Genomic DNA, 25419 nt, shown 5'->3' with positions numbered 1-25419 from the left:
CCTGCCATGCGGTCAGCACCTCGACGGAGCCGTAAACTGCGGCACCATGTCGCGCTTATGGCGGTGGCTGGCGCTGGGGATGGCACTGCTGCTGTTCGCGCTGGCCGTCCCGCAGTTCACCGGCTCGGGCCCGGTCTCCCCGGAGCCGGAGGAGGACTGCGCCATCACGATCTTCGGCGGCGGCGTGCCCTCCGCGATCACGCTGCCTCCGGAGGAGCGCAGGGGGATGTACCTCTGCTTCGCCGGCCGGCGGTTTGGGGAGTTGCCGCCTGAGGAGCTGATCGCCAAGGGGATGGCGTTGTGCGACTCCGCTACGCGGGAGGAGGAGCTGGTCAGGCTGCTGGAGATGATCTGCCCCGGCCTGATGGAGCGCAACGAGCAGGCCTATCAGGCGGCGCGCGACCAGGAGGAGGCGGAGGAGCGCGATCGGCTGGCGGCGGCGAAGGGGACGTGCCCCCGACCGTGGCAGGGGTACGGCCGGACCGGCGTGGTGGAGTTCTTCGGCGACGGCGGGGAGCCGCTGGGCGATGTGACCGTGGGTGGGCCGGGGCGCTACCGGCTGCGCGCCTACGTGCGGAGCGGCGCGCAGCCGGAGGTGCTGATCATGGCGTGGCCGCTGAAGCGCTAGCCGACTCCTGGTAGCCCTTGGCGTGCAGGGTGTACAGGGTCGCGTAGAGGTCCCCGGCGGCCATCAGGTCGGTGTGGCTGCCGACCTCGCGGATCCGGCAGTCGTCCAGCACCACGATCAGGTCCGCGCTGCGGACGGTGGCGAAGCGGTGGGAGACGAACACGGTGATCGTCCCGTCCCCCGACCGCGCGGCGGTCTCCTGGAAGCTGCGGAAGATCTCGTACTCGGCGGCCGGGTCCAGGTTGGCCGCCGGCTCGTCGAGCACGCGGAGCAGCGGGGCCTCCCGCAGGCCGGCCCTGGCCATGGCGAGCTTCTGCCACTGCCCGCCGGACAGGTCGGTGCCGCCGGGGAAGGTGGCGCCGAGCTGGGTCTGCAGGCCCTGCGGGAGCAGGCCGGGGATGGCGGCGGCGCCGGCCCGGTCGAGGGCGCCCTCGACCGCGGGCAGGTCGTCGATCCGGGGCAGGTCGCCGAGCCCGACCGACTCGTGCAGCAGGAACTCGGGGCGCAGGTAGTCCTGGAAACACGCGGTCGTACGGCGGCGCCAGGCCTGGAGGTCGTAGTCGGTGATGTCCCGCCCGGCGTAGGTGATGCGGCCCGAGGTGGGCTGGTACATCTGGCACAGCAGCTTGACCAGCGTGGTCTTGCCCGCGCCGTTCTCGCCCACGATGGCGACGGTGCTCCCGGCGGGCAGGCGCAGGGACAGGTCGTCCAGGATGGGCCGCGCGGCGCCGGGATAGCTGAAGGTGAGACGGTCGAGCACGAGGTCGTGCCCGGGCGGCGGCGGCACGGCCGAGCCGTTCCGCGCCTGGACCACGGCCTTGGCGTGGTCGTCGAGCCACAGGTAGTAGCCCACCGTGCGGACCGAGCGCTGCAGGAACGACAGCATGGTGATCATGCCGGAGACGTTCGAGGTGAGCTGCGAGCCAAGCGACAGCGTGAGCACGACGTCGCCCGGGGTGGCCTTGCCGGCGAGGGCGGCGGAGACGACCAGGTAGAGCGCGCCGGCGAAGCCGAGCCCGAACAGGGTCCAGCCGCCGCTCGTCCACAGCGCGCTCCGCCACTCCGCGCGGCGCTTGGGGCCGTCGACCTGCTCCTGGAGGTCGCGGTGGCGTTCGGCGAGCTCGCCCTGCAGGCCGTAGACGCGGATCTCCTTGGCCGACAGGGGCGAGGTGACGAGAGTGAACAGGGCCTTGCGCAGCCGGTTGGGCTCGGTGGTGTGCTCCTCGGCCCGGGCCGTGGCCCGCTCGCCGCGCCGTACCGCGAGGACGGTCGGGAAGGCGAGCAGCACCAGGAAGAGCAGTTCGGGGCGGACGCTCATCAGCAGCGACACGGTCAGGCCGAAGGTGATGAGGGTGCGCGCGTTCTCCACGATGATGCCGAACGCGCCGCCGAGGCCCTGCCGGTGGTTGCGCAGCAGGTCGAGCCGGTCCTGGTAGGCCGGGTTCTCGTGGTGGTCGAGCTGGGGCAACGAGCCGCAGAGGGTCATGATGCGCTGGTCGAGGACGAGCCCGACGCGCAACTGCAACTGGATGCGCGCCTCGGCGACGAGCGTGCCGGCCAGGAACGCGACGACCAGCGCGCCGGCCAGCAACGCGGCGGCGCTCGTCATGCCGGCCAGGTCGGCGGCGGTCGCCGAGTCCACCATCAGGCGCAACCCGATCGCGGTCACCGCGGCGATGGCCCCGCTCACCGGCGTCAGCGCCAGCACGAGCAGGGCCTTGCGCGGGTCGGCGCGGAAGGCGGCGCCGATCAGCAGGGCGGTGCTGCGCGCCAGCTTGCGCGGGGTCATGCGGTCGTCGACCAGCTTAGACACGATGCGCCTCCCGGAACGGTGCGCTCTGCAGGGTGAACATGTGGGCGTACTGGCCGCCGAGCGCCATGAGCTCGTCGTGCGAGCCGTACTCGACCACCCGGCCGCCGTCGAGCACGCAGATCCGGTCGGCCAGCCGTACCGTCGCGAAGCGGTGGGAGACGAGGATCGTGGTAAGGCCGCGGGTGAGGTCGAGGAAGTGCTCGTAGATCTCGGCCTCGGCGCGGACGTCGAGGTTGGCGGTGGGCTCGTCCAGGACGAGCACCTTCGCGCCGTGCTCAACCGCCAGGAGCGCGCGGGCCAGCGCCACCCGCTGCCACTGCCCGCCGGACAGGTCCGTGCCGCCCTCGAACCGGCGGCTCAGCGGCGTGTCCCAGCCCGCGGCCAGCCGGGGGAGCACCTGGTCGAGCCCCGAGATCGCGGCCACCCGCTCCAGCGCGGCATCGGACCGGTCGGCGTCGAGCCGGCCGAAGCCCACGTTGTCGCGCAGAGGCAGCTCGTAGCGCAGGAACTCCTGGAAGACCACCGCGAGCTGCCTGCGCCACGCCTTGGCGTCCAGCTCGTGCAGGTCCGTGCCGTCGACGGTGATCCGGCCGCTGTCCGGCTCGTACAGGCGCGACAGCAGCTTGACGATCGTGCTCTTGCCCGCGCCGTTGACCCCGACGATGGCCAGCGACGTCCCGGCGGGGATGTCGAGATCGAGCCCCTGCAGCACGGGACGGTCGGGGTAGCCGAAACTGACGTTCTCCAGCCGGATGCCCTGCGCGGGCACCCCTTCCCCGGGCTGTACGGCAGGCCGCCGATGCGCGGCCTCGACGCCGAGCCGCCCGACGGCTACCGCGTGGGGGACGGCGGTGCTGGCATGCGTCAACATCCACTGCACGTCACCCAGGAAGCCCAGCAGCGAGAGCCCGGTGATCGCCTGGAGCGCGACCACGATCGACTCGACCCCGAGCCGGCCGCCGGCGACCGCGAAAGCCAGGTAGAGGAAGATCGCGATGTGCGCGGCCCCGACCAGCGCGAGGCTGGCCGTCTTCACCAGGGTGCTGCCCATGCTCCCCGCCGTGCCGGTGCCCTCGTGCCAGGCCCGGGTGAACCGGTCGAGCAGCCAGTCCTGCCAGCCGAAGACCCGGATCTCCTTCGCGGCGGCGTCGCCGATGGCCAGGTCCCTGGCGTAGGCGGCGTGCCGGAGCAGGGGCATCGTCCCGGAGCTGGCGGCGACCGTCTGCTTCAGGTCGCGCAGCCGCCACCGGGACAGCAGGATCCACACCGCGGCCAGCGGGAACGGCAACCACCACTCGACCGTGGCCAGGGTGATCGCCGCGGCGAGCCCGCCCAGCCGGCTGGAGACCAGCCGCGCCAGCGAGGTCACCGCGTTGCCCGGCGGGTAGCCGGTGTTCAGGCCCTGGGCGAGCTGGATGCGGTCGGAGACGACCGGATCGGTGAGATGCTCGATCCCGATCGGCCGCAGCGTGCCCTCCAGGGTGGTCTGGTTGAGCATCGCGGTGAAACGGCGGGCCAGCGAGTTGCCGAGCGCGGTCTCGACCGGGTCGAGCGCCAGCCGGAGCACGTAGATCGTCCCCAGGGCGGCCAGGTACCAGCCCACCGCGCCCGAGCGCGTCGCCAGCTCCGCCACCAGAGCGCCGCTCGCCAGGATGAAACCCGCGCTGAGCAGCGCGTCCAGCACCACCAGGAACGACAGCGCCGCGGTCAGCCCCGGGGACACCTTGGGCAGCGCGCGGACCACGGCCAGCACGCTGGTGTGGTTCTTGGTCGTGTCGGCGCTCATCGCAGCCCCAGCGTGGCCAGCCATCGGCGGTCGCCCCCCTCCACGGTCAGCAGGGCGGCCAGCACGCCGCCGGCGCCGTTCATCAACGACCAGTCGGTGGCCGCCAGCTCGGCGACCTCCTCGTGCCGGTCGAGCAGGTAGCCGTGCAGGTGGGCGGCCAGCGTCTGGGCTCCGGCGAGCGGGGTGTGCCGGGCGAAGGCGTCGAAGACCAGCAGAACGCCGGCGGCGCCGTGGCAGATGGCCAGGTTCCGCAGGTCTCGCTCGTCGTCGTAGGCGGTGACGAAGGAGGCCGCCGCTTCGAGCGCGAAGGAGGCCAGTTCGGGATCGCCGAGGACCCGGGCGGTCTCCCACACCACCCACGCGTTGCTCGGACAGCCGTAGCACCAGGCCTGGAGCGGGCGGCTCGGGAACTCGACGCCGCTCGCGTGCGGCCAGGCGTAGACGCCGCGGCCGTCAGGGCGGCACTCGGCGATCAGGCGGCCGGCGAGGCGGGCCAGGGTGGTGGCCAGCTCGTCGCTCAGCCCGTCGGCCTCCGCCGCGGCGCACAGGGCGATCATGATGCCGGGGAGGCCGTGCGCCAGGCCGAGGTTGACGTGGCCGATGTTCCACCGGCGCAGGTGGTCGTCCTGCTGCGCGCCGATTCGCAGCCGTGCCAGGTCCGGTGTGGCGCAGAGCCCCAGCAGGTGGCCGGTCAGGGGCGCTCGTACCGAGGCGGGCACCTCCGGATCGGCGGCCAGCGCGACCAGGGTGCCCGACGGGCCCACGATCAGGTCGTAGTCCGCCCATCCGACCTCGCTGTCGCGCCAGGTCGTGGTGGCCAACTGCGCGACCAGCGCCTCGCGTTGCGCGGCGGCGGGTACGGCCAGCTTGGGCAGGGCGGTCGCGGCGATCCGCAGGTTGAGCAGGCGTTCGGCGGACCCGCCGAAGAGGCCCAGCCCTCGCGGGGCGTGCTTCAGCCCGCGCAGCCATGAGGTCAGGGCACGAGTGGCGTCCGGCCCGGACAGCGCCCCGCCGACGATCGCCATGGCCGCGTCGGGTGCGACCTGCGGGAGCTCGCCCAGCAGCCGTCCGAGGCGCGCCAGGCTGGGTGATCGTTCCGTCACGTGGGGCATGGGGGGCCTTTCGCAGAGGATGGCGGCGCAGAGGGGGTGCGCCGCCATCACTTCCTGGGTGGATCAGGGACGGGGCTCAGGGGGTGCCGTCCCTTGGGTGAGGCCGGCTGATCAGATCAGCGAGGTGCGGTGCGGAGGCTGTTGCTTCCGCACCACCACCAGCTCGGGTTCTACCGGCAGTGCGGCGTGGATCTCCAGATCGTCACCGGAGTCCTCGACCTCGGTGTGGTCCTCGGACTTGGTCTGCTCGGCCATCGAGAATCCCCTCATCAGCAGGGACAGGTGTGGGTGCAGTTGTTGGTGTCGTCGCTGCCGACCGGCAGGGCGTGGAGTTCGAGGTCCTCGATGAGCTCGTCGACCTGCTCCTGACCCGGCTCGGACGCGGTGTTCTCGGACACGGTGCGCCTTCCCTGCTCAGCAGTTGCAGGTGTTGGTGACCTGGCAGTCCTCCGTGACGGTGCCGCCCTCGCGGACAGCGTGCACTTCGAGGTCGTCGATGAGCTCCTCGACCTGGTCCTGGCCGGGCTCGGGTGCGGTGTTCTCAGACATGGTGGTTTCCCTTCGGTTTCAGCAGTTGCAGGTGCTGGTGAGGTTGCAGTCCTCGGTGACGGTGCCGCCCTCGCGGATGGCGTGGACCTCGAGGTCGTCGATGAGCTCCTCGACCTTGTCCTGGCCGGGCTCGGGTGCGGTGTTCTCGGACATGGGGTTTTCCTTTCGGTTGTGGGTGTGACGGGGGCTTGGGTGGGCTATCCGCAGTCCCAGGTGAGGGCGGTGCAGTCCCTGGTGAACTCGGACGCGACCGGTGCGGTGGAGTGGGTCTCGAGCTCGTCGATGAGCTCGTCGACCTGCTCCTCGTCGGGCGTGGGGCGGTCTGACATGAGGTCCGCCCCGCTCAGCCCGGCTCGCAGCCCAGGATGGTGACGCACCACTCGACGGACAGTGATCCGCCCTCGCGGACTGCGTGGACTTCCAGGTCGTCGATCAGTTCGTCGACCTGGTCCTCGGGCTCGGGTGCGGGGTTGTCTGACATGACGCGGGTCCTTTCGATTAGCCGAACGGGCAGATCCGGGTGCAGTTGACGGTGGCTTCCTCGATGGCCGGGGAGGAGTGGAGCTCCAGGTCGTCGATGAGGTCGTCGACGTCGTCGGGTTCGGGGGTGGTGGGGTCGGGCATGGGGAGCCTCCTCTGCGGTTGGGCTGACACGGCTCGGGCGGCCAGTTCCTGGGGGGAGAGGTCGTACGGCAGGCGGATCATGAGTTCGGCGGCGACCGGGTCGGTGGCGGCGCGGACAGGGAGGGCGTCGGGGGAGGGGATCATCTCGGTGATGATCAGGCGCCGGGGTTCCGAGTCGGCCTTGGCCAGGGCCTTGAGCATCTGGTCGAGGACTCGAGGGGCGCGGACGCTTTCCAGGTCGCAGCCGACGGGCTGCGTGCCGTACTGGTGGTGGGAGAGGAAGACCCAGCGGGGCAGGCCGAGTTCGGTGCGCAGCCGGTCGAGGGCGCGCAGTTCGGACAGCGCGTCGCCGCCGAGGAAGGCGAGGCGGGCGGGGTCGAGGGACCACTGGGCGGGGGAGACGACGAGGGCGCCGGCCACGGTGATCCGGGGTACGAAGGTGCGGCCGGGGTGGGCGGCGAGGGAGAAGCCGAGCCGCCGGGTGTGCGAGGCCCGCGCCATGGAGTCGGCGTTGAGGATCTCGGTGAGCACGGTCCAGGGCGCGGTGGCGGTGCGGGTGACGTGCTGGACGATGCGCACGGGGCGGCCGGCGTGGGAGATGACGACCCGGCCGTCGGCCTGGTGGACGGTGAGTTCGCCCAGGGGGAGGAAGCCGTCGGGGTCCCAGAAGGGCCAGTACTGCCCGCAGTACGGGTCGCCGGTCCACAGCCTGGTGTAGCGGGGACGGCGGACGGCGTTGGCGGCCCGTTCGGACAGCGGCGGGTAGAGCACCTCCACCGAGGGCAGGCCGGTCAGCCGGTCCAGCTCGTCGAGGAAGGCCCGGTAGTGGTCGGCGGCGGGCACGGAGCCGTGCAGCCAGCGCAGGGCGTCGACGAAGCGGGCGTCGAGCACGCCGGCCGGGCCGGACCCGTCGAGCACCCACCCGCCCGAGGCCAGCGGCCTGAGCATGACGTCGGTCGGCCAGGTGAGCGGCGCCTGCGGGGCGCCCAGCTCGTCGAGGAGGCCGGCGCCGATGTCCACGGGCCCGTCGGCCGCGGCGATCAGCGCGAGGAGCCGGCCGTAGGCCGAGTCGGGGCTGGTCGCGGGCGGCCAGCCGGTCTTGCGTCCGTGCGAGGCCAGCGACTCCTGCTCGACCCGGCCGGCGGCCTCGGCCACGAAGACGTCCATGAGCGGCTGCGGCTGCTCGCCGAGGCGGTCGAGGAAGGCGGGCGGCGTCTGCGGATGCTCGGCCTTGATCAGCGCGTGGATGCGCCGGCACTGCTCGAAGGCGTGCTGCAGCGTCGCCAGGTCGGCCGACAGGGGCTCGTTCGCCCGCCGGTACACGTCCACGAAGCCGGTCTCGGGCGGCGTCTCCTGCTCGGTGATCGTCCGCCAGGGACGGCGCTGCCGGTGCGGGGGAGCCGACACGTCGAGGATGCCGCGCCGGGCGAGCTTGCCGAGGAAGGCGGGCGACACCTGGGGCAGTTCGCGGGTGAGGTCGCCGACGGTGCGGGCGCGCGGGCCGAGGGTCTCGACGATCCGGTCGAGGCCGGCGGCCAGGCGGACCTTGCAGGTCATCATGTCGCGCGAGCCCGGCTTGGTGGTGTCGCGGGTCCAGATGGCCAGGCGGCCGTCGTCGAGCCAGTGCAGCGGGGTGAGCGAGATCAGGTGCTCGGGGTCGAGCGGTTCGGCGCCGGCCAGGTCGACCCGGTGGGTGTGCACGTTCTGCGTCCACTCGACGGCGGCCTCGTCGGACACCGAGATCTGCCCGGCGACGCCGTGCGTCTCCACGTCGGCGAGGTGGAGCAGGGCGACGTGCCCGAGCCAGCCGCGCGGGGTGGTCTTGACCGTGCCGCGGGCGATCATGCGCCAGAGGTACTCGCTGCTGCGCCGGAGCCGCTTGGAGGTCCAGGGCTCGCCGGCGGTCAGGCGGCGGCGGATGTCGGCGGCGATGTCGAAGCTCTCGCGGTCGTGGGTGAGGCGGGCGCCGATCAGGTCCCAGGGCAGGGAGAGCAGGCGCTCGTGCTCGGCGTCGAGGTGGCGGGCGGCCTGCCGGCCGAGGTCGTGGACCAGGCCGGAGAGGCGTTCGTGCTCGTCGAGGGCGGGCTGCAGCGCGTCGGGGACGATCGGGCGCAGGGCGGCGACGGCGGGGTGTCTGCCCTGGTGGAGGCTTCGCCGTACGGACAGGATCAGGCGGCGCTCGGCGACGGCCAGGGCCGGGACGAGCTCGGCCAGCCGGTCGGCGAGCGCGGCGGCGTGCTCGCGGTAGCGGGTCTCGGCCTGGTCCAGCGTGCGGAGCAGGTCGAAGAGGGCGGGGGCCGAGCCGGCCAGCCACGTGCTGATCGGCAGCCCGGCGATCCGGAGCAGGGCGCTCATCCGGCCGCCCCCGCCCGGCAGGTCAGGCGGCTCATACGCTGCCCTCCACGCCACGGATCAGCAGGGCCTCGGTGAGGAGGGACTGCCGGGCGCCGGGGAGCCGCGCGCGGTTCCAGTGGAAGATGATCACGAAGGCGGCGACCTCGCGCGGTCCGATGAGGGCGTGGCCGCTCTCGAAGTACTCCTCGAACCAGCGAGGTCCTTCCTCGCGCACCGCCGCGTCGTACTCCTCTGCCAGCGCGATCGCCTCGGGCGAGAGCTTGGCGGCCAGCTTCTCCCTGGACGGCCAGGCCGAGCGCAGGGCGGCGGCGAGGGTCTTGACCCGGGGGTCGTCCAGCGCGCCGGGGGCGGCACGGCCGTGGCGGCGCAGCCGGTCCCAGACGTCCAGGTCCTCCCAGCCGACCACCTTCAGCGTGGCCAGCAGCGACTGGATCATGAGCAGCGACATCGCCCACGCCGGGCCGGGCGCGTCCAGGCGGTGGAAGCCGAGCCAGGCCAGCGAGTCGGCGGTGAAGACCCGGTGCACGCTGCGCATCGAGGACTCGCCGCCGAACAGGTAGGTCTCCGGCTCGTAGACGCCGTGACGCCACTGCTCGATCAGGCCCTCCTGCTGCCAGCCGGCCAGCCGCTCGGTCACCAGGTCGCCGAAACCGGGAGCGGCCTGGAAGCGGATGCGGAGCCCGGGGGCCTTGTGCATGAAGAAGAACTCGGTCGCCGACCCCTCGGCGAGCGCGGGGCGCGCGAGGGACTCCAGCTCCGCGTACACGTCGCGGTGGGTCTTGAGTCCGTACTGGAGCCAGTGCTCCGGCGGGGCCTTCGGTTCGATCAGTCGCACATGAGTACTGTCGGCCGGGGTCTTTAGAGCCGGGTCATAGTCCGCTCATAGCAGCGACAGCGGGCGGACGCGGGTGCCGCCGGCGGCCTGGTGCAGGCGGGCGAGCATGGCGACCGCGGCCCGGGTGACCGCCCTCGTCCCGGCTCGGTGCTCGAACCAGCGCCAGTCGCCGGTGACGTTGGCTTCGAGGAAGACCGGCTCGCGCGAGCCGTCCAGCAGGAAGTCGAAGGCCGCGTAGGTCAGCCCCAGGGCCTCCGCCAGGCGGCGGGTGGCGGTGGCGACCGGCGGGGGAACCGGACAGGCCGTCACCTCGACCGTCTCCTCGGCGAGCCAGAGTGCTTCGGGGGAGTCCTTGACGACGCGGAAGGCGTGCAGCTCGCCGCGCAGGTGGTAGACGCGCAGCTCGGTGGAGTGGGGGACGTACTCCTGCAGCACCAGGGGCGCTTGCCGGGGCCAGGCACGCACCTCGTCGCGGGGAGCGATCCGGGCGAAGGCGGCGGCCAGCAGGCCGGGGGCGGCTTCGACGGCGTGGCTGTCGAGGGCCTTGGCGACCACCCGGGCGGAGGGCAGCCGGTCGACGTCGGTGGCGGGGTGGGTGGTGACGAGCGTCCGCGGCACCCGGATGCCGAGGTCGCGGGCGGTGGCGAGCTGGTGGAGCAGGCCGGGACCGGTGCCCAGGACGGGCGCTCCGGCGCAGAGGGCGAGCTGGCCGAGCAGGGCGCGCCAGGCGTCGTTGCGGTAGCGGCGCACCCCGGTGGCCGGGTGCTCGGGGGCGGCGCGGGGTGAGAGGTGCCTGAGCCACACGACGGTCGGCCGCATGCCGTCGCAGCGGAGGCCCTCGTCGTCCACCAGGACCGGCGTGTCCAGCCCCGCGCGCAGGGAGGGGATGCCGAGCCGCCACAGCCCGGCCCGCAGCGCGTCCACCTCCGGGTCCCGCTCCCGCGCCAGGAAGACCGGGCACGGTACGGCAGGCGTATCCGCCCCCACGTTGTCGAAGCGGGGCCGCAGGTCGATCACGCGGGACGGGTCGCCGAGTTGGCACTCCAGCGGCGGCCCGTTCACCGGTCCAGGCTCGCCAGCCAGGCGGCCACCCGGCCCGCCGGCAGCGTGGCCCCACGCCCGAGGTAGTGCTCCTCGGCCCGCCGGGCCAAGTCCCGGGCCTCGGCGGTGCGGCCCTGCTCGAGCCGGGCACGGGCGAGCTCGGCCAGGACGTCGCCGCGCAGGCACGGGTCGTCGGTGCCGTCCAGCAGACCGAGGACGGCCTCGGCCTGCTCCCGGCGGCCGGCGCGGGCGCGCAGGCAGCGGGCGACCAGTTCCGCCCGCAGCTCCAGCCCCTCGTCCGGCAGCTCGCCCAGGGGCCGGCCGGCGTGGAAGTGCTCGCGGGCGGCGTACACGCGGAGCGTCTGGGCGGGCACGGGCAGGTCCATCGACTCCAGGGCGCGCGCGGCCTCGCCGTACAGGGCGGCGGAGCGGGTGTGGTCGCCGGCCAGGGAGCAGACCAGGGCCCGCGCCTGGACGACGGCGGTGCCGGCCAGGCTGAGGTTGAGGTCACGGGCGTGCGACGCGGCCCGGTCGAGCAGCTCGTGCGCCGCCGCGATCTCCCCGCGCAGCGCCCGCAGCCGGGCCTCGGTGAAGCGCACCATGACCAGCAGCGCCCGGTCGCCGGCGAACCGCTCGGCCAGCACCGCGCAGAGCGCGAGCCCCTCTTCCAGCGGCGCGGGCGACCACTGCGCCAGCTCGCAGCGCGCGATCAGCAGCCGCTTCTCCTCGTACAGGTCGCCCAGCGCCCGCGCGTGCTCGGCCGCGGCCCGCATGGCCCGCTCGGCCTTGCCGACCTGCCCGGCGGCCAGCCAGGTAAGCGCCCGCACCTGCTGCATCCGGCACCACCCGAGATGGTCGCCGGGGTCGGGTTCGGGCCCGTCGTACGGCCCGGCCGAGCCGTACCGCAGGGCGAGCAGGTGCCGCTGGATGGCGAGCGTGCGCCGCCCGCGCGGGTCGGCGAAGGCGGCGGCGCCGCGCTCCAGCAGTGCGGCGGCCTCCTCGCGGCGGCCGAGCAGCAGGTAGGCGTCGCACAGCCGCAGCACCAGCACCCGGTGCTCGGGCTCCTCGACCGGCATCAGGACCAGCGCCCGTTCCAGCAGGTTGACCGCGGCCGACAGGTCCTTGCGGGCCAGCGCCTGGGTGCCCGCCTCGGCCAGGTGCGCACCGGCCCGGCGGGCGAGCGGCAGGTTGGCCGGGGCGCCGGGCGAGACCTCCCGGGCCAGCAGGCAGGCGGCCTCCAGGTGGTAGGCCACCTCGTGCCCGTCCTCGAGCTGGTCGGCGATGCGCAGGTGCCACTCGCGCCGCTCGGCCTTGGGGCTCATCGAGTAGACGACGTCCCGGGTGAGGGCCTGCGCGAAGCGGAGGTCACGCCCGGCCGGCTCCACCAGGCGGCGGCGTTGCACCTGGGCCAATGCGTCCGGCACCTCCTCCGGCGCGTCGTGCAGCGCGGCCACCCCGGCGCGGCTGAAGCGGCGGCCGAAGGCGGAGGCGCGGGCCAGCACCCGGCGCTCGCGGCCGGACAGCCGGTCGATCCGCGCGGTCAGCAGCGCCTGCACGGTGGGCGGGATGGCGTCCTCCTCGCCCTCGGCCAGCATGTCCATCATCAGCTCGGCGAACAGCGGGTTGCCGCCGCTGGCCTCGGCGACCCGCTCCAGCGCTCCGGCCGCCGAGTGCGCCACCAGGTCGGGTTCCAGGTGCGCCAGGAGCAGGTCGAGCTCTTCAGGCGAGAGCGGGCCCGGCTCGATCGTCACCGCCGACGCCCAGCCGGGACGGGCTTCGAGCAGCTCGGGCCTGGCCACGCAGATCAGCAGTACCGGCAGCCCGGACACCTCGGCGGCCAGCTCCTCCAGCAGGTCGAGCAGGGTCGGCTCGGCCCAGTGCAGGTCCTCGCAGACCACGATCAGGGGGCCGTTCGCGGCCAGCTCGGTCACCTGGCGGCGGACCACCCACGCGATCTCCTCCACGCCGCGGTCGGAGGCGAGGCAGGCGGCCAGGTCCGCGCCGCCGGGCAGCTCGTGGAAGAGCTCGGCGATCGGCTGGTAGGTGATGCCCTTGCCGTACGACTGGCAGTGGCCGGTCAGCACGCGCGCCGCCCCGGGCGGCAGCGCGGCCAGGAACTCGCGCACCAGCCGGGTCTTGCCCAGCCCGGGCACGCCCAGGACGGTGACGACCCGGCACTCGCGCTCGCGCACCACCCGGTCGAAGGCTCGGCGGAGCGCCGCCAGTTCGGCGGCCCGGCCGACGAAGGGCGCGCGGTCGCGCTCGACCGCCGCCTTGCGCCCGGTGACCAGCCACGCCGGCACCGGCTTGGCCTTGCCCTTCAGGGCGAGCGGCGGCATCGGCCGCAGCTCCATCAGGTCCCGTACGGCACGCGCCACGCTCTTGCCGATGAGGATCTCGCCGGCCCCGGCGGCCGACTGCAGCCGGGCGGCGGTGTTGACCGCGTCCCCGACCACCCGCAGGTCGCCGGTGGGCAACGAGGTGGCGATCACCTCGCCGGAGAAGATCCCCGAGTGCACGTCGAGCCCGCCGCCCAGCCCGCGCACGCCCTCGGTCACCTCCAGCGCGGCCCGTACGGCACGCGCCGCGTCGTCCTCGTGCGCCACCGGCATCCCGAAGACCGCCATCACCGCATCGCCGATGAACTTCTCGATCACCCCGCCGTGCGCGCCGATGGCCTCCGTGCACACCCGGTAGTAGCGGTCCATGAGGACGCGCAGCGGCTCGGGGTCGAGCCACTCGGCCAGGGTGGTCGAGCCGATCAGGTCGATGAAGAGCACCACGACGTTCTTGCGGCTGCTCAGCGCGGGGACCTCGGCCAAGCGGGCGCCGCAGTTGCGGCAGAAACGATCCTGCGCCGTGGTCTCCGCGCGGCAGCCGGGGCACATCAGAGCACCTTGACCTCGTGGCCTTCCACGTCGGCGTCGTCGGCCTCCTCCAGCTTGGCCTTGATCGAGTTGAGCACCTCGACCTCGGACTCCGACAACCCGGCGAACACGGCCCGCTGGCCGTCGGTGAGGAACTCCAGCGGGTGACCGGCCTCCAGCAGCGCGGTCAGGGCATCGAACGACATGGCGATCCTTTCCTACAGCCGGCCGGAACTGGTCAGCACGAACTTGCCGAGCGCCTCGAGCAGCTCGTCCACCGCGGAACTGGGCGCGTCGGCCCGGCTGAGCGCCGACTCCAGCCGGTGCAGCGGGGTGACCTCCCGCCCCCGGACCACGGTCACCAGCGCGAGCGTGATCGCGAGCTGGTTGGCCAGCTCGGTGAGCAGGTCGATGGCGGCCAGCTCGCCGAACCGGTCGAGCGCGGGGTCGAGCACCTGCAGCACGCCGATGATGTGCTCGTCGAGCTCCAGCGGCGCGGCCATCAGCGTCTCCGGCACGTAGCCGGTGCGCGCGGCGAACTCGCGGTCGAAGCGGGGGTCCTGGCGCACGTCGCAGACCACGGTCTCGCCGGTCTGGAAGACCCACCCCGCCACGCCGTGCCCGGACGGGATGGCCAGGCCCACCAGGCGGTCCTCGCCCTCGCCCGAGGAGGCCTCGAAGATCAGCTGATCGGTCTGCTCGTCGTGCAGGAAGATCGAGGCCGCGGCGGCTGAGAAGGTCAGCCGGCCCAGCCGTACCGTCGAGCGCATGACTTCGGTGTGCGCGCCGGGCAGCAGCACCCGGCCGAGCGAGGCGGTCAGGGAGTCGGGCATCTCCAGGCCCATGTCGTTCTCCTCAGATCCTGTTGTCGGCGATCGCGGCCAGCACGTACTTGAGCTGGCCGGTGGGCAGGCCCGGGTGGTGACCCAGGATGCGGGCGCACATGCCGGTGACGTGCGGGGTGGCGAAGCTGTTGCCGGACAGCCGGGAGCGGCCGCCGCCCGGCTGCGGGACCTCGACGGCGACCCCGCGGGCGAAGAACTCCACCGGCGGCTCGGGGTTGGCCTCCAGGTACTCGCTGTCCAGGCGGCTGTGCGAGCCCACCGAGATGACGCTCGCGAAGTTCCACGGGTAGGAGCGCACCGGCCGGTTGTGCGCGGAGGCGACGACGGTGACCCCGGCGAAACTGGCACGGTCCACCAGGTCGTGCAGGGCTTCCTTGTGCTCGGTGCGGCGCGTGGACAGGCTCAGATTGACCAGGTGGAAGCCCTCCTCCACGGCCCACTCCAGCGCGGTCAGCAGCACCTCGCCGCTGCCGCGCAGGCCGCCGCCGAGCACGCGCACGCTGGTCAGCTCGCAGTCGGGGGCGACCGTGCGGATCACCCCCGCGCAGGCGGTGCCGTGCCCGGCCTGGTCGCCCTCGGCGTCCGGGACGACGCGCAGGCCGCCGGGCCCGTTCGTCACGGTGAGCGCGGTGACCGGGCCGCCGAGCTCGGGGTGGGTGGCGTCCACCCCGCTGTCGATCAGGCAGACCCGGACCCCGGAGCCCTTGGAGGAGCCCCAGGCCCACTCGCGGGTGATCTCGGCGGGCAGGGCGAGCCGCGCGGAGTCCATGGCCGCGCCACGCGAGGCGTGCGCGATCCGGAACCTCTGGGTGAGTGCGTCCTCGACGACTCGCGTACCCGTCATACGCGCATGGTCGGCACTGCCGTTCAGAGTTGTCTCATAGTCCGGTTACAGTGCCGGCCGGCCCGGCCGAGCTTGCGGCGCTCGGCCGGCTTGGGCGGGGGCGCGGCGTGCAGGACGAGCTCCTCCTGCTCGGCTTCGAGCTCGTTCACCAGCTCCGCCACGGTACGGCCGGCACAGGCGTCGGCGGCGGCCAGGCGCAGCGCCGCGGGCAGGTGGTCGCAGAGCTCCGCCAGCCGGTCGACCTCGGCGGCCTCCGCGCGCACCCGGTCCGGGCCGATCAGGCGGCCCAGCAGCTCGCGCGCCTCGGCGGGGGAGAGCGGCGGCAGGCGCAGCGGCCTGGCCCCGTCCAGCGCGATCAGCCCGCTCAGGCTCGCGCGGCTGGTGACCAGGGTGAGGCTGCCGCCCGCGCCCGGCAGGAGCGGCCTGACCTGCTCGGAGGCGGCGACGTTGTCGAGCAGCACCAGCAGGCGGCGGCCGGCCGTCTGGGTGCGGTAGAGCGCGGCGGCCTCCTCGATGTCCAGGCCGCGGTCGTCCTCGCCGCCGCCCAGGGCGCGCAGCAGCCGCGAGAGGGCGCGGCGGGAGCCGTACTCCTGGAGGTCGAGGTGGAGCTGCCCGTCGGGGAAGCGCTCGCGGGCCAGGTGCGCCCAGTGCACCGCGAGCGCGGTCTTGCCGGCGCCCGCCGGGCCCAGGAGCGCCGCGGTGAGCGGGGTCGTGAGCTCGCGGGTGGCCTCGTCCAGCCAGCGGAGCTGGGCGGCGCGGCCGGTGAACGCGGAGACCGGCGGCGGGAGCTGGGCGGGCGGGCGCCTGGCGGGTGAAGGCGGTGGCGGGGCGGGCGGGCCGGCCAGCAGGTCCGGGTCGTTGCGCAGGATCGCCAGCTCCAGCCGCTGGAAGTCCGGCCCCGGGTCGAGGCCGATCTCGTCGGCGAGCCGCCGCCGGGCCGCCCGGGCCGCCTCCAGCGCCACGCCCGCCTGGCCGCTGCGGTAGAGCGCGGTCATGAGCTGGCAGGTCAGCCGCTCGCGGAAGGGGTGCGCGCGGGTCAGCTCGGTGAGCTCCTCCAGCAGGTCGAGGTGGCGGCCCAGGCGCAGCTCGGCGGTGAGCCGATCCTCCAATGCGGTCAGCCTGGCCTCCTCCAGGCCGCCGCCGAGCCGTTCCTGCACCTCCGGCAGGGCGGCTCCGGCCAGCGCGGGCCCGCGCCACAGTCCGAGGGCCGCCTCCAGCAGGGTGACCCGGACGTGGTCGTCGGGCGCGAGCCGGGCCTGCTGGACCAGGTCGCGGAAGCGGTGCACGTCGACCGAGGCCGGGTCGGTGCGCAGCAGGTAGCCCGAGCCCTGGGAGACCAGGTCGACCTCGGGGATCTCCTTGAAGGCCGTGCGAAGCTGGGACACGGCCACCCGGACCGCGTGCTCGGCGGTGCGCGGCGGCGATTCCGGCCAGATCAGTTCGACCAGGCGGCGCACTGGAACCGGCCGGTTGGCCTCCAGTGCCAAAATGGCCAGGGTCAGGCGCTGTTTGCGCGGCCCCAGCCCGATGCGGTGCCCGTCGTGGTAAGCCTCGACGGTACCGAGTATTCGGAACTCCATCACCACCCCACTGTGGGACCGGCCTTCGGGGCAGACATCGGCGCTTCCACCCCATAAATCCCGATATTTCGGGGTTCATGAGGGCGGATGCCCCCAGAAAGTCCCCGCCGCCAGGTCGCACAGCGCGGCCCGATCGGCCTGGCCGGTCTTCAGCAGCAGGCTGGCCACGTGTTTCTCCACGGTGCGCGGCGAGATGAACAGCCGCTTGGCGATGTCCACGTTCCCCCGCCGCCCGGCCAGCAGCACGAAGACCTCGTACTCTCGCACCGTCACGCCCAGCCGCCGCAGCTCCTCGGGGATGCGCTCGTGCCCGCTGCGCCGGTGCGCCGCCGCCACGCCGGCCTGGCGCAGCAACGTCCGGCAGGCCCCGGCCACCGCCGGGATCCCCGCCTCGTGGAAGTACTCCTCGGCGGTCCGCAACCAGGTGGGCGCGTCACCCCAGCCGTCGGCCACCGCGGCCTCGGCCACCAGCCGCAGTCCCAGGTTCGCCGCCATCCGGTACGGCTGCGCCGCCTCCCTGGCCGCCTCGACCAGCGTGTGCGCCTCGTCCCCGCGCCCCGACCTGCCCATCGCCACCGCCGCGGCCAGCAGCAGGAAGTGCCGGTTCCAGCGCAACGTCCCCGCCGGGGTCGCGGCGATCTCCGCGCACTCCTCGGGACCCGCCCGGTCGGCGAGCGCGTCCAGCAGCACGCCCAGCCCGAACCGGCCGGTTAGCGAGTAGACGCTCGGGTGCGCGTCCTCCCACGCCCGGGCCCGGGCCAGCGACTCGACCGCGGCCTCCCGATCCTCCTCCAGCAGCGCGCAGACCGCCTGGCACAGGCCGTGGGAGAGCGCCACGTACTCGCCGTCCTCGCCGCCCCAGCGGCGGAAGGCGCCCAGCGCCTTGTCCATCTCCTTGCGCCGGCCCTGGTGCGCGGCCGAGGTGGCCTGGGTGAGCAGCACGTACTGGGTGTAGTCGGCGTGGCTCAGCCGGATGCTCGTCTCGGCCCACGAGGCGGCCAGCGACTCGGCCTGCTCGTAGTCGCCGCGCAGGACCAGCAACATCGCCAGCGTCGCCTGGGCGGTGTGCATCGAGGTCACCGCGCCGGCCGCGGCGGCTTGCCGTACCGCCTGTTCCAGAGCGGTGGTGTCGCCGTGCCGGAGGCTGCCGTTGATCGCCAGCCGGACCAGCGCGCGGATCCGCCACAGGCCCAGCCCGTGCTCCTCGGCGATGGCCTGCACCTTGGCCAGGCACTGGTCGGCCTCGGCCAGGCCGCGCGGGCGCACGAGGTAGGCCAGCAGCTCCCAGGCCTGGCAGGCCACCCCGGGCAGGGGCAGCCGCTCGGCGGTCTCCGCCGCCCGCCGGGCCAGGCGCTCCGGCGCGTGGTCGGACACCCGGGTCATGAGCTGGGCCTCGACCACATCCAGGGCCGTGGAGTGCGCCTCCTCCCAGTGCGCCTCCAGGACCTCCCGGGCCGTGGAGACGTGTGCCATGCCCTCCGAGAAGCGGCCGGCCTCGGCGGCGATCCAGGCCATGGTGACGCGCAGGCCGATCCGGTCGGCGGGCGGCACGGCCGGGCCGTCCAGTTCCGACAGCTCCCCGGCCAGGGCCGCGGCGCGCTCCGCCTGTCCGCCCTCGGACAGCGCGTACAGCAGTGAGGCCAGCACCTTGGCGCGCACCTGCGGCTGGTCGTCGCGCAGCCGCTCGTAGGCGTTCTCCAGCAGGCTGATCGCCGAGCCGGCCGCGCCGCTGTCCAGCAGTCGCTGGCCCGCGTCGGCCAGCAGCCGCCCGGCCTCCGCCTCCTCCCCGGCGACCAGGTGCAGCCCGGCCGCGACCTGGCACCACTCGCCCGGCAACCCGGGCTGCAGCCGGGTGACCGCGGTGACCGCCCGCCGGGCGATCATCGTGCGCTCGGTGGGGATCAGGCTGCTGAGCAGCGCCTCGGCGGTGAGCGCGTGCCGGAAGGCGTACCAGCCGGTCTCGGTCTCGTCCGGCTTGATGAGCTGCGCGGCCACGCCCGCCCGCAGGAAGGCCAGCATGTCCCGGTCCGACAGCCCCACGATCGCCTGCAACGGCGCGACCGGGAAACGCCGGCCGAAGATCGCGGCGGCGCGCAGGATCTCCTGGCCGGCCGGGCCGATCTGCTCGGCCCGCACCGCGATGCTCTCGATCAACGTCACCGGCACCTGCGTGGCCGGATCGCTGGTCAGGTGCCAGCGCCCGTCGGCCAGCTCCAGCGCGCCGGTCCCGGCCATGGCGCTGAGCAGCTCCTCGACCACGAACGGGTTGCCGTCGGCGGTGCGCTCCAGGTGGCGTAACAGCCGGGGCGGCACCTCGTCCGGCGCGCAGTCGAGGCAGGCGGCGGCCAGCGCGCCCAGGTCCGCCCCGGTCAGCGGGTCGAGCCCGAGCACGGTGGCGGTCCGCCGCCGGGCGCAGTCGTCGGCCACCCGCCGCGCCTGGCTGCTGTGCCCGCGCAGGTTGGCCAGGAGCATGATCGGCAGCTCTTCGAGGTTGTCGGCGAGGTACTCCACCACCGCGAGCGTCTCGGTGTCGGCGTCGTGCAGATCCTCCAGGACCAGCACGACGCCCCGGTCGCGGCCGATCGCGATCAGCAGCCGCAGCACGGCCTCCGACAGCACGATGAGCGACTCGAGGTGCTCGGCGCCCGGCGTGGTGCGCCACTCGGGCAGGAGCGTGGTCAACGCCGGCAGGTAGGCGTCGAGGGCGGGGTCGTTGGGCGGCCCGTTCGTCCTGGCGAAGGAGAACAGCGCCTCGCGTAGCGGCTTGTACGACACGTCCCGGCTGGAGCCGCTGCCGCGCCCGCGCAGGACCACCATCCCGTCGTCGAGCGCCTGGTAGGTGCAGTCGGCGACCAGCCTCGACTTGCCGATGCCGGCGTCACCGGTGAGGAAGACGGCTCCGCCGCGCCCTTGCCGCGCGGCGGTCAGGAGCGCGCCGAGAAGCGCACTCTCCCGATCCCGGCCGATCAGCAAGGGCGAGCGAAACCGCATGGCGCCAGGTTAGGCATCGGGGGCGGAAGGGATCATCACCCGCGCGGCTGGTTTAGACCGGGCACGTCTGTGCACGTGGTTAGGGCCGGACCGAAATCGTCGCAGGCTGGAAGGTTGACCAGGGAACCGGCGGGGGAGTCGAGGGCGGGCTGGGCGCAGGGAATCATTCCGGTCAGGATCCAAGGACGGCTGAAGGCGGTGACACCGGAGACTCTGATCACGATCTTGCCTGAGGGGTGCTCGTCCACGCTGTCAATCCAGGAGTGTTCGGTCATGCTTTCTCCCTTGTCGTGAGCGGGTGGCGAGGGGGCTTAACGAAGGAGCAGGACGGCGGGAACCCGCTCCGGATCCGTCAGGCGTAACAGGCCGTGGCCGATGCCGGCCAGGCCGGTCAGGAGCCCTGGGGTGGGCACCTGGTTCGGCGTCCCGCAGCGGGGGCCGAACTGTTCCAGCGAGGCCAGCAGGTGCCCCGCGTACCGGTTCATCGCACTTGCGGCCTCCTTGTCTCCGCGGGCGGTCAGGGTGGTCAGCAGTTCGATCCGGCCCAGCTCGCCGTGACACAGGTCGTGGGTCGCCAGGGGGAGGGTGTCACCGATGCCCTTCCGTACTTGTTTCCAGCCGTACCGCCCGTCATCCACGCGGGCGAGCAACCTGCCAGGCGTGCCCCGGCACCAGGACAACCCGAGCGAGCGACCTTGGTGGTCTACAGAGTTGTCGCGGCCTCTGTGGCTCTCGTGGGTACTACGGCTCTTCTGGTGCTTTCGGTTCGCGCGGCGGAGAGCCCAATCCACGCCGCACCCCCCGAAGGCGAACCCCGGGGCCAGCTCCACCTCCCGAACCCGGGCCGCCAGCACCTCCGCGCACCGATCGGCCGCCGCCCTCGCCCGTTCCAGCCCGGTGATCTCCGCGACGGCGCACAACGCGGCCAGCCCCCCGGCCAGCCCGTCGTACACGTCCACCGGCGGTGTCCCTTCGCCGATCGCGAAGTCCAGCAGCTCCAGCGCCCGCTCCAGGCACGCCTCCAGCCCCGCGCCCGGCAACAGCACCGACAACCGGGCCACCGCGTACACGATGCCCCCCAGCCCGCCGAACCCGCCCGGACCCACCGCGACCGCCAGCTCCGGCGTCAGCCCCTCCAGCAGCGGCGGCAACCCGGCCACCGCCCGCAGCGCCACCTCGCGATACTCCTCCACCCCCGTCACGAGACCCGCCTGGGCCAGGAAGAGCGCCACCCCCGAATACCCCGTCGCCAATCCACCGCCCAGCGGCATCACCGACCAGTGCCCCGGCGCGATCGGCTCCAGCCCCAGCCAGTTCACCCGCTCCCCGTCGCTGTGCACGTCCGCGCAGAGCTGATCGGCCAGCCCCCGCGCCGCCGCCAGCAGCGTCTCCGGAAGCGGCGGCGTCGGCGCCAGCCGTACCACCCCCGGTGTCGGTACCGGATGCTGGTCGCCGGTGTCCCGGGCGGCGAGCGACGCCCGGATGATCCACTCCTGGTCCGCCAGATCCGCCGGACCCATCGTGGCGACCTTCCTGGTCACCGCGTCCAGGCCCGACTCCTTCAGCGACACCCCCAGCGGCGTCCCGTCGTCACCCACCAGCTCCAGCGAGTCGCCCCGGGTGGAGAACATCGGCACGTCCCCGGCCCACAACGCCCCCACCTCGTACGGCACCGCCGCCAGCAGCAGGGGATCGCCGCCCGACACCCCGGCCAGCAGGTGGAACACCGCGTCCCGGACCCTCGCCTGGCGCATCACGTCCGGATGCGTCGACTCGCTCAGCAGCTCGGCGTACAGGCGGCTCTGCCGTACCACCACCCGGACCTCGTCCCCGGCGAACCGCCGCAGCAGCCCGGCCAGCAGCTCCTCCCGACTGGCCGCTATCGCGTGGTAGGCGGCCTGGAAGCCTTGGATCAGGCTCCGCACGTGCTCGGCCGGATCCACCTCCACACCCGCCAGCATCGGCCGGTTCGCCGCGCCCGTGAACCGGGTCGCGCTGCGGACCAGCCGCATCGTGTCCGTGCCCGCGTCCTCCCACGTCGCCGCCGAGAACGGCGCCACCCCCTCCTTGTCGCCCCCCAGCCCCGACACGTCCAGCACGCCCTGATCGCCCATCACGAACTGTGGCAGCAGCGCCGTCCGCTGCACCGACTCGCGCAGCACCCGCAACGCCGGATCCGTCGTGTCCGGCCCCGCCAGGCCCGTCGGATGCAGCACCGTCTCCACGTCCACCACCAGCGGCTGATCCCCGCACGCCACCAGGTTCTCGTAGTGGATGTCCGTCCCGTTCACCACGTCCAGCAGCGTCAGCAGGGCGCCTTGGCGGCGGTAGAACCGGCTCACCTGCTCCGCCGTCGTGCACGGCGCCGCCTCGGCGAACTCCACCCACCCGTACCCGTCCCGCGCCAGCACCCTGACCGTCCCCAGCTCCAGCCCGGGCACCCGTTCATTCAGCCACCGCACCAGCTCGTTGAAGTGCAGATGCGCCGTAACCGGCCTTGGCCGGTACACCACCTTTCCCCCACCGGCGAACTCCAGCACACACACGGCCCGCCCTTGGCGATGCCGATCCCCAGCCGCCACAAACCCCACCAGCTCGCCTACCCCAGTGTCCGCCGGCTCGCTGCCTTGCTGGGCGCCCCTTTTGGCCGGCTCGCTCCCTTGCTGGGCGCCCTTTTTGGCTGGCTCGCTCCCTTGCGGGACGCCCTTCCCCGCTGGCTCGCTGTCTTGGTAGACGCCGTTTCCCTGCGGCTCGCCGACCAGCCCGGCCAACTCCTCCCGATCGGCCTCGAACCGCCCGAGCAGTTCCACCCCCGCCTCAACCGCCTGCTCACAAGCCTGCCCAAGCACCCGAGCCAAAACCGGATACCTCCGCAGCAGCGCCGGCAACCCCTCCCTGCTCCGCGCCACAAACTCCCGAAACCGCTCCTCCGGCGTACCCCCTGCCAGTTCCCCCCGCACCCGCATCACGTTCAGCTCAAGCACCAGCACCCGAGCCGCCAGCCCCGCCAACCTCCCCGCCAGCCCGGCCACGAACCGCTCCCGCACCGCCTCGGCGTCGACCCCGCCCCCCATCGCCGGCCGCAGATCCTCCCCAGCCTGCACCGCCAGCGGCCACACCACCCCCGCGAAGTCCTCGTCGGTCGCCTCCCCAGCCCCGACCCGCTCCACCCTGGCCGCCCACGACGGCACCCCGCCGCACTCCTCCCCAGGGATCAGCGCCGCTTCCCACCAACGGTCGGTCATGGGGCCAGTATTGAAGGACCCCCCACCCCCGACATGGGGGACATGCCCCCATAAAGTCACAACCCCCGGGATCGCTCCCGCGACCCAGAGAGGACCAAGAGCGTGATCGTCCACCCCAGGCCTGCCGCGATCCACCCATGATCACCATGACGCCGGTCCTCGACCCATGGTTCGACAACTGCCCGTTCTGGCTGACCAGACAGGGCCAGTCCGCCCTTCCGGTTCCCCGCCACCCGACACCGCAGCAGGTCGGAGACATCATGTGGGCCCTGATCGGCAGAACCGTCACCCAGGACGACCTCTCCATCACCGCGACAACCGCGCCCGAGGCGATCGAGACGTACCTGACCACCAGCGACGACGACACCCACGCAGCAGGTGGCCTTCGCATCACCTCCGCCGACACCGTCATCGACCCCGGATGCTGCGTAGGCCTCGACGAATGGCGCGACTGGATCGACGCCTTGAACGATCAGCCGGTCTTCCTCGGCCACAACCCAGACGTATGGCTGGAAATCAGAGGACCGATCCTGCGCCTCCGGCAGGACAACGACGGCCCGCAACCCGGGAAGCAGCCGGATCCGTCCGAGCAGTACATCGACATCCCCCGCGAAGCCCTGCCCGCCCTCCTCCAAGGCGTCCGCCAAGACCTCACCGGCTTCCTCGCAGCGCTGCATCCGTGGGCGCACGACCTCGCCCCCAAACTGGCCGACCAACTCGTCCAAACAGTGGACCGCCGCCTGGAAATCAGCGCACCCCTCCCCGTGTAACCGGCCCTGGCAACAGAGGCTTGCCGCCAGCCCCACCACACCCTGCCCCGCTCCACAGCAAGCCGCACACCGACTGCCCAGGCCGCTACGCGCAGTGGCTCAGAGCCGTAAAGACGCTTCTGGCTACGATGTCCGGATGCTGTCTGCCCCCTCCACCGCCGCAGACCCGGCACCGCCACACCCCCGGCGCCTGGCCTGGCTGGACGCGCTGCGCGGGCTGGCCGCGATGGTGGTGGTCTTCGAGCACGCCCTCCAACCGCTCTGGCCGGAAGCCCGCACACCGATCAAAGCGGCCTTCGACCCCGGCTGGTACGGCGTGCTGGTCTTCTTCCTGGTCAGCGGCTACATCGTGCCCGCATCCCTGGAGCGCCGCGGCAGCCTGCGAGCCTTCTGGATCTCGCGCTTCTTCCGCCTGTGGCCCCTGTTCTCCGTATGCGTCGTCGGCATGCTGCTCCTGGCGGCAGCGGGCTGGGACAGCCTGCACACCTGGTGGGACGGCCGCCCGGTAGCGCTGGCCCTGGCCCACGCGAGCATGCTCCAAAACCTGCTGTACGCGCCGAACCTGGCCAACGTGCTGTGGACCCTGTCCTACGAAATGGCCTTCTACCTGCTCCTGACCGCGATGTTCACCCTGGGCGTGCATCGCCGCAGCACCGCAGCCGCCCTCACGTTCACCGCAGCCGCCGTCCTGGGCGCCGGACTGCTCCCGGTCGCCCTCCTGTCATCCGGCGGAGCAGGCCGCATGCTCACCGTCGTGCTCGTCGTGACCACCGTGCTCGCCGTCGGCCTGACCGCAGTCCTGGCCGGCGCCAGGCGGATCCAGCAGTTGGGCGCAGTGCTCATCGCGGCCACGATCCTCCTGCTCCTGGCGGTCAACCAGAGCTACCCCGGCCCATGGCAGGGCCTGTTCATCCTGGCCACCATGTTCGCCGGCACCGCCCTGTACCGAGTCGAGTCCGGCCAGCTCAGCCGCCGACACCTCGCATGGGTGGCGCTGGTCCCGATAGCGGGCCTGTGGCTGTCCCGCGACGACCTAGGTGTACAGGTGGCGATGGCGGCGGCCTGGCTGACCTTCGCCGCCGGAATGGCGCTGCGCCGCCGTACGATGCCGTCCTGGCTGGCGTGGCTGGGCCTGGTGTCCTACTCCATCTACCTGCTGCACCCGCTACTGCTGGAGAGCGTCGAGTTCTTCCTCCCGGACCCGCTCGCCGTACCGCTCGCTGTGCGCCTGACGCTGCTGGTCGCGGTATGTGCGGCGCTGCTCGGCCTGTGCGCGCTGACCTGGCGCTGGGTGGAACTCCCCGCCCAACAGCTAGGCAAGCGCCTGGCCGCCCGGCCCAGAGAAGCCATGAACGAAACCGAGCCGTACCTCTAGGAGAGCGCCACCCTCCACGCGGGCTACCACCTCCTCCTCGGCCGTGTCCCCATACATCCGGCCACCTGCCGTAGACAGAGCCAACTGGTTGGCAGCCGCCCCGGACACCCTGGCCACGCAGGTGACGTGGAGTGCCTCGTACAGACGCCCCTGAGCCCG

Annotated in this window: 23 protein-coding genes; 3 read left to right on the top strand and 20 right to left on the bottom strand. The window is 73.1% G+C overall.

Going from position 1 to position 25419, the window contains the following annotated elements; translation table 11 throughout:
- Window positions 1–46: 46 nt before the first annotated feature.
- Window positions 47–628: a hypothetical protein gene (locus ACIBG7_RS05920; protein ID WP_397335309.1), complete on the top strand. Its 582-nt coding sequence runs from the start codon at window positions 47–49 to the stop codon at window positions 626–628.
- On the opposite strand, the gene ACIBG7_RS05915 is transcribed toward ACIBG7_RS05920, so the two are convergent.
- The 20 genes from ACIBG7_RS05915 to ACIBG7_RS05820 all read right to left on the bottom strand — a co-directional run bounded on the left by ACIBG7_RS05915 (window position 603) and on the right by ACIBG7_RS05820 (window position 23115).
- Window positions 603–2441: an ABC transporter ATP-binding protein gene (locus ACIBG7_RS05915; protein ID WP_397335307.1), complete on the bottom strand. Its 1839-nt coding sequence runs from the start codon at window positions 2439–2441 to the stop codon at window positions 603–605. The two genes, ACIBG7_RS05920 and ACIBG7_RS05915, sit on opposite strands and share 26 nt — an antisense overlap.
- On the bottom strand, window positions 2434–4227 hold the full coding sequence (locus tag ACIBG7_RS05910) for an ABC transporter ATP-binding protein (protein ID WP_397335306.1): 1794 nt from the start codon (window positions 4225–4227) through the stop codon (window positions 2434–2436). The genes ACIBG7_RS05915 and ACIBG7_RS05910 overlap by 8 nt, the downstream gene beginning before the upstream one ends.
- Window positions 4224–5330, bottom strand: coding sequence for a lanthionine synthetase LanC family protein (locus ACIBG7_RS05905; protein WP_397335305.1), 1107 nt, complete (start codon window positions 5328–5330; stop codon window positions 4224–4226). Before ACIBG7_RS05905 ends, ACIBG7_RS05910 begins: the two co-directional genes overlap by 4 nt.
- A 120-nt stretch (window positions 5331–5450) precedes the next feature.
- Window positions 5451–5594, bottom strand: a complete 144-nt coding sequence (locus ACIBG7_RS05900; protein WP_397335304.1) for a hypothetical protein — start codon at window positions 5592–5594, stop codon at window positions 5451–5453.
- A gap of 14 nt (window positions 5595–5608) precedes the next feature.
- Window positions 5609–5737 (bottom strand): hypothetical protein, encoded by a 129-nt coding sequence (locus ACIBG7_RS05895; protein ID WP_357915126.1) that lies wholly within the window; start codon window positions 5735–5737, stop codon window positions 5609–5611.
- Between the two features lie 16 nt (window positions 5738–5753).
- On the bottom strand, window positions 5754–5888 hold the full coding sequence (locus ACIBG7_RS05890; protein WP_357915129.1) for a hypothetical protein: 135 nt from the start codon (window positions 5886–5888) through the stop codon (window positions 5754–5756).
- Window positions 5889–5906: 18 nt separating this feature from the next.
- Entirely contained in the window at window positions 5907–6041 is a 135-nt protein-coding gene (locus tag ACIBG7_RS05885; protein ID WP_357915132.1) for a hypothetical protein, read from the bottom strand.
- A gap of 44 nt (window positions 6042–6085) precedes the next feature.
- Entirely contained in the window at window positions 6086–6217 is a 132-nt protein-coding gene (locus tag ACIBG7_RS05880; RefSeq protein ID WP_357915135.1) for a hypothetical protein, read from the bottom strand.
- Between the two features lie 14 nt (window positions 6218–6231).
- On the bottom strand, window positions 6232–6369 hold the full coding sequence (locus tag ACIBG7_RS05875) for a hypothetical protein (RefSeq protein WP_357915138.1): 138 nt from the start codon (window positions 6367–6369) through the stop codon (window positions 6232–6234).
- A gap of 17 nt (window positions 6370–6386) precedes the next feature.
- On the bottom strand, window positions 6387–8867 hold the full coding sequence (locus tag ACIBG7_RS05870; RefSeq protein ID WP_397335303.1) for a lantibiotic dehydratase: 2481 nt from the start codon (window positions 8865–8867) through the stop codon (window positions 6387–6389).
- A gap of 31 nt (window positions 8868–8898) precedes the next feature.
- Window positions 8899–9702 (bottom strand): thiopeptide-type bacteriocin biosynthesis protein, encoded by an 804-nt coding sequence (locus tag ACIBG7_RS05865; RefSeq protein ID WP_357915144.1) that lies wholly within the window; start codon window positions 9700–9702, stop codon window positions 8899–8901.
- Window positions 9703–9747: 45 nt separating this feature from the next.
- Complete coding sequence (locus ACIBG7_RS05860; RefSeq protein WP_397335302.1) at window positions 9748–10764, bottom strand: hypothetical protein; 1017 nt, start codon at window positions 10762–10764, stop codon at window positions 9748–9750.
- Window positions 10761–13631 carry an AAA family ATPase gene (locus tag ACIBG7_RS05855; protein WP_397335301.1) on the bottom strand — a complete coding sequence of 957 codons (2871 nt, stop codon included), beginning with the start codon at window positions 13629–13631 and terminating at the stop codon, window positions 10761–10763. Before ACIBG7_RS05855 ends, ACIBG7_RS05860 begins: the two co-directional genes overlap by 4 nt.
- Complete coding sequence (locus ACIBG7_RS05850) at window positions 13631–13816, bottom strand: aroma-sacti cluster domain-containing protein (RefSeq protein WP_357915153.1); 186 nt, start codon at window positions 13814–13816, stop codon at window positions 13631–13633. Before ACIBG7_RS05850 ends, ACIBG7_RS05855 begins: the two co-directional genes overlap by 1 nt.
- A gap of 12 nt (window positions 13817–13828) precedes the next feature.
- Window positions 13829–14455, bottom strand: a complete 627-nt coding sequence (locus ACIBG7_RS05845) for a GAF domain-containing protein (RefSeq protein ID WP_357915155.1) — start codon at window positions 14453–14455, stop codon at window positions 13829–13831.
- Window positions 14456–14465: 10 nt separating this feature from the next.
- Complete coding sequence (locus ACIBG7_RS05840; protein ID WP_357915158.1) at window positions 14466–15299, bottom strand: S8 family serine peptidase; 834 nt, start codon at window positions 15297–15299, stop codon at window positions 14466–14468.
- Between the two features lie 23 nt (window positions 15300–15322).
- Entirely contained in the window at window positions 15323–16879 is a 1557-nt protein-coding gene (locus tag ACIBG7_RS05835; protein ID WP_397335300.1) for a BTAD domain-containing putative transcriptional regulator, read from the bottom strand.
- Between the two features lie 75 nt (window positions 16880–16954).
- Window positions 16955–19870, bottom strand: a complete 2916-nt coding sequence (locus ACIBG7_RS05830) for an AAA family ATPase (RefSeq protein WP_397335299.1) — start codon at window positions 19868–19870, stop codon at window positions 16955–16957.
- A gap of 35 nt (window positions 19871–19905) precedes the next feature.
- Window positions 19906–20145: a hypothetical protein gene (locus tag ACIBG7_RS05825; RefSeq protein ID WP_397335298.1), complete on the bottom strand. Its 240-nt coding sequence runs from the start codon at window positions 20143–20145 to the stop codon at window positions 19906–19908.
- A gap of 36 nt (window positions 20146–20181) precedes the next feature.
- The gene (locus ACIBG7_RS05820) at window positions 20182–23115 is read right to left on the bottom strand and encodes a type 2 lanthipeptide synthetase LanM family protein (RefSeq protein WP_397335297.1); all 2934 of its coding nucleotides are present in this window, start codon (window positions 23113–23115) and stop codon (window positions 20182–20184) included.
- Window positions 23116–23252: 137 nt separating this feature from the next.
- On the opposite strand from ACIBG7_RS05820, the gene ACIBG7_RS05815 reads away from it, so the two are divergent.
- Both ACIBG7_RS05815 and ACIBG7_RS05810 read left to right on the top strand, forming a co-directional pair.
- Window positions 23253–23885, top strand: coding sequence for a hypothetical protein (locus ACIBG7_RS05815; RefSeq protein ID WP_397335296.1), 633 nt, complete (start codon window positions 23253–23255; stop codon window positions 23883–23885).
- Window positions 23886–24021: 136 nt separating this feature from the next.
- Window positions 24022–25260 carry an acyltransferase family protein gene (locus ACIBG7_RS05810; protein WP_397335295.1) on the top strand — a complete coding sequence of 413 codons (1239 nt, stop codon included), beginning with the start codon at window positions 24022–24024 and terminating at the stop codon, window positions 25258–25260.
- The last annotated feature ends 159 nt before the right edge of the window (window positions 25261–25419 follow it).

The organism is Nonomuraea sp. NPDC050328 (genome assembly GCF_044459405.1).
Lineage (GTDB): Bacteria > Actinomycetota > Actinomycetes > Streptosporangiales > Streptosporangiaceae > Nonomuraea.
Note: the sequence above shows the minus strand (reverse complement) of the source record. Positions and strands in the feature narration are given on the sequence as shown.

Coding starts and splice junctions, on each gene's coding strand:
- ACIBG7_RS05920 (WP_397335309.1), top strand. CDS start 47: ATGTCGCGCTTATGGCGGTGGCTGGCGCTGGGGATGGCACTGCTGCTG.
- ACIBG7_RS05910 (WP_397335306.1), bottom strand. CDS start 4,227: ATGAGCGCCGACACGACCAAGAACCACACCAGCGTGCTGGCCGTGGTC.
- ACIBG7_RS05900 (WP_397335304.1), bottom strand. CDS start 5,594: ATGGCCGAGCAGACCAAGTCCGAGGACCACACCGAGGTCGAGGACTCC.
- ACIBG7_RS05890 (WP_357915129.1), bottom strand. CDS start 5,888: ATGTCTGAGAACACCGCACCCGAGCCCGGCCAGGACCAGGTCGAGGAG.
- ACIBG7_RS05885 (WP_357915132.1), bottom strand. CDS start 6,041: ATGTCCGAGAACACCGCACCCGAGCCCGGCCAGGACAAGGTCGAGGAG.
- ACIBG7_RS05880 (WP_357915135.1), bottom strand. CDS start 6,217: ATGTCAGACCGCCCCACGCCCGACGAGGAGCAGGTCGACGAGCTCATC.
- ACIBG7_RS05875 (WP_357915138.1), bottom strand. CDS start 6,369: ATGTCAGACAACCCCGCACCCGAGCCCGAGGACCAGGTCGACGAACTG.
- ACIBG7_RS05870 (WP_397335303.1), bottom strand. CDS start 8,867: ATGAGCGCCCTGCTCCGGATCGCCGGGCTGCCGATCAGCACGTGGCTG.
- ACIBG7_RS05855 (WP_397335301.1), bottom strand. CDS start 13,631: ATGTGCCCCGGCTGCCGCGCGGAGACCACGGCGCAGGATCGTTTCTGC.
- ACIBG7_RS05850 (WP_357915153.1), bottom strand. CDS start 13,816: ATGTCGTTCGATGCCCTGACCGCGCTGCTGGAGGCCGGTCACCCGCTG.
- ACIBG7_RS05845 (WP_357915155.1), bottom strand. CDS start 14,455: ATGGGCCTGGAGATGCCCGACTCCCTGACCGCCTCGCTCGGCCGGGTG.
- ACIBG7_RS05840 (WP_357915158.1), bottom strand. CDS start 15,299: ATGACGGGTACGCGAGTCGTCGAGGACGCACTCACCCAGAGGTTCCGG.
- ACIBG7_RS05835 (WP_397335300.1), bottom strand. CDS start 16,879: ATGGAGTTCCGAATACTCGGTACCGTCGAGGCTTACCACGACGGGCAC.
- ACIBG7_RS05830 (WP_397335299.1), bottom strand. CDS start 19,870: ATGCGGTTTCGCTCGCCCTTGCTGATCGGCCGGGATCGGGAGAGTGCG.
- ACIBG7_RS05825 (WP_397335298.1), bottom strand. CDS start 20,145: ATGACCGAACACTCCTGGATTGACAGCGTGGACGAGCACCCCTCAGGC.
- ACIBG7_RS05820 (WP_397335297.1), bottom strand. CDS start 23,115: ATGACCGACCGTTGGTGGGAAGCGGCGCTGATCCCTGGGGAGGAGTGC.
- ACIBG7_RS05815 (WP_397335296.1), top strand. CDS start 23,253: ATGATCACCATGACGCCGGTCCTCGACCCATGGTTCGACAACTGCCCG.
- ACIBG7_RS05810 (WP_397335295.1), top strand. CDS start 24,022: ATGCTGTCTGCCCCCTCCACCGCCGCAGACCCGGCACCGCCACACCCC.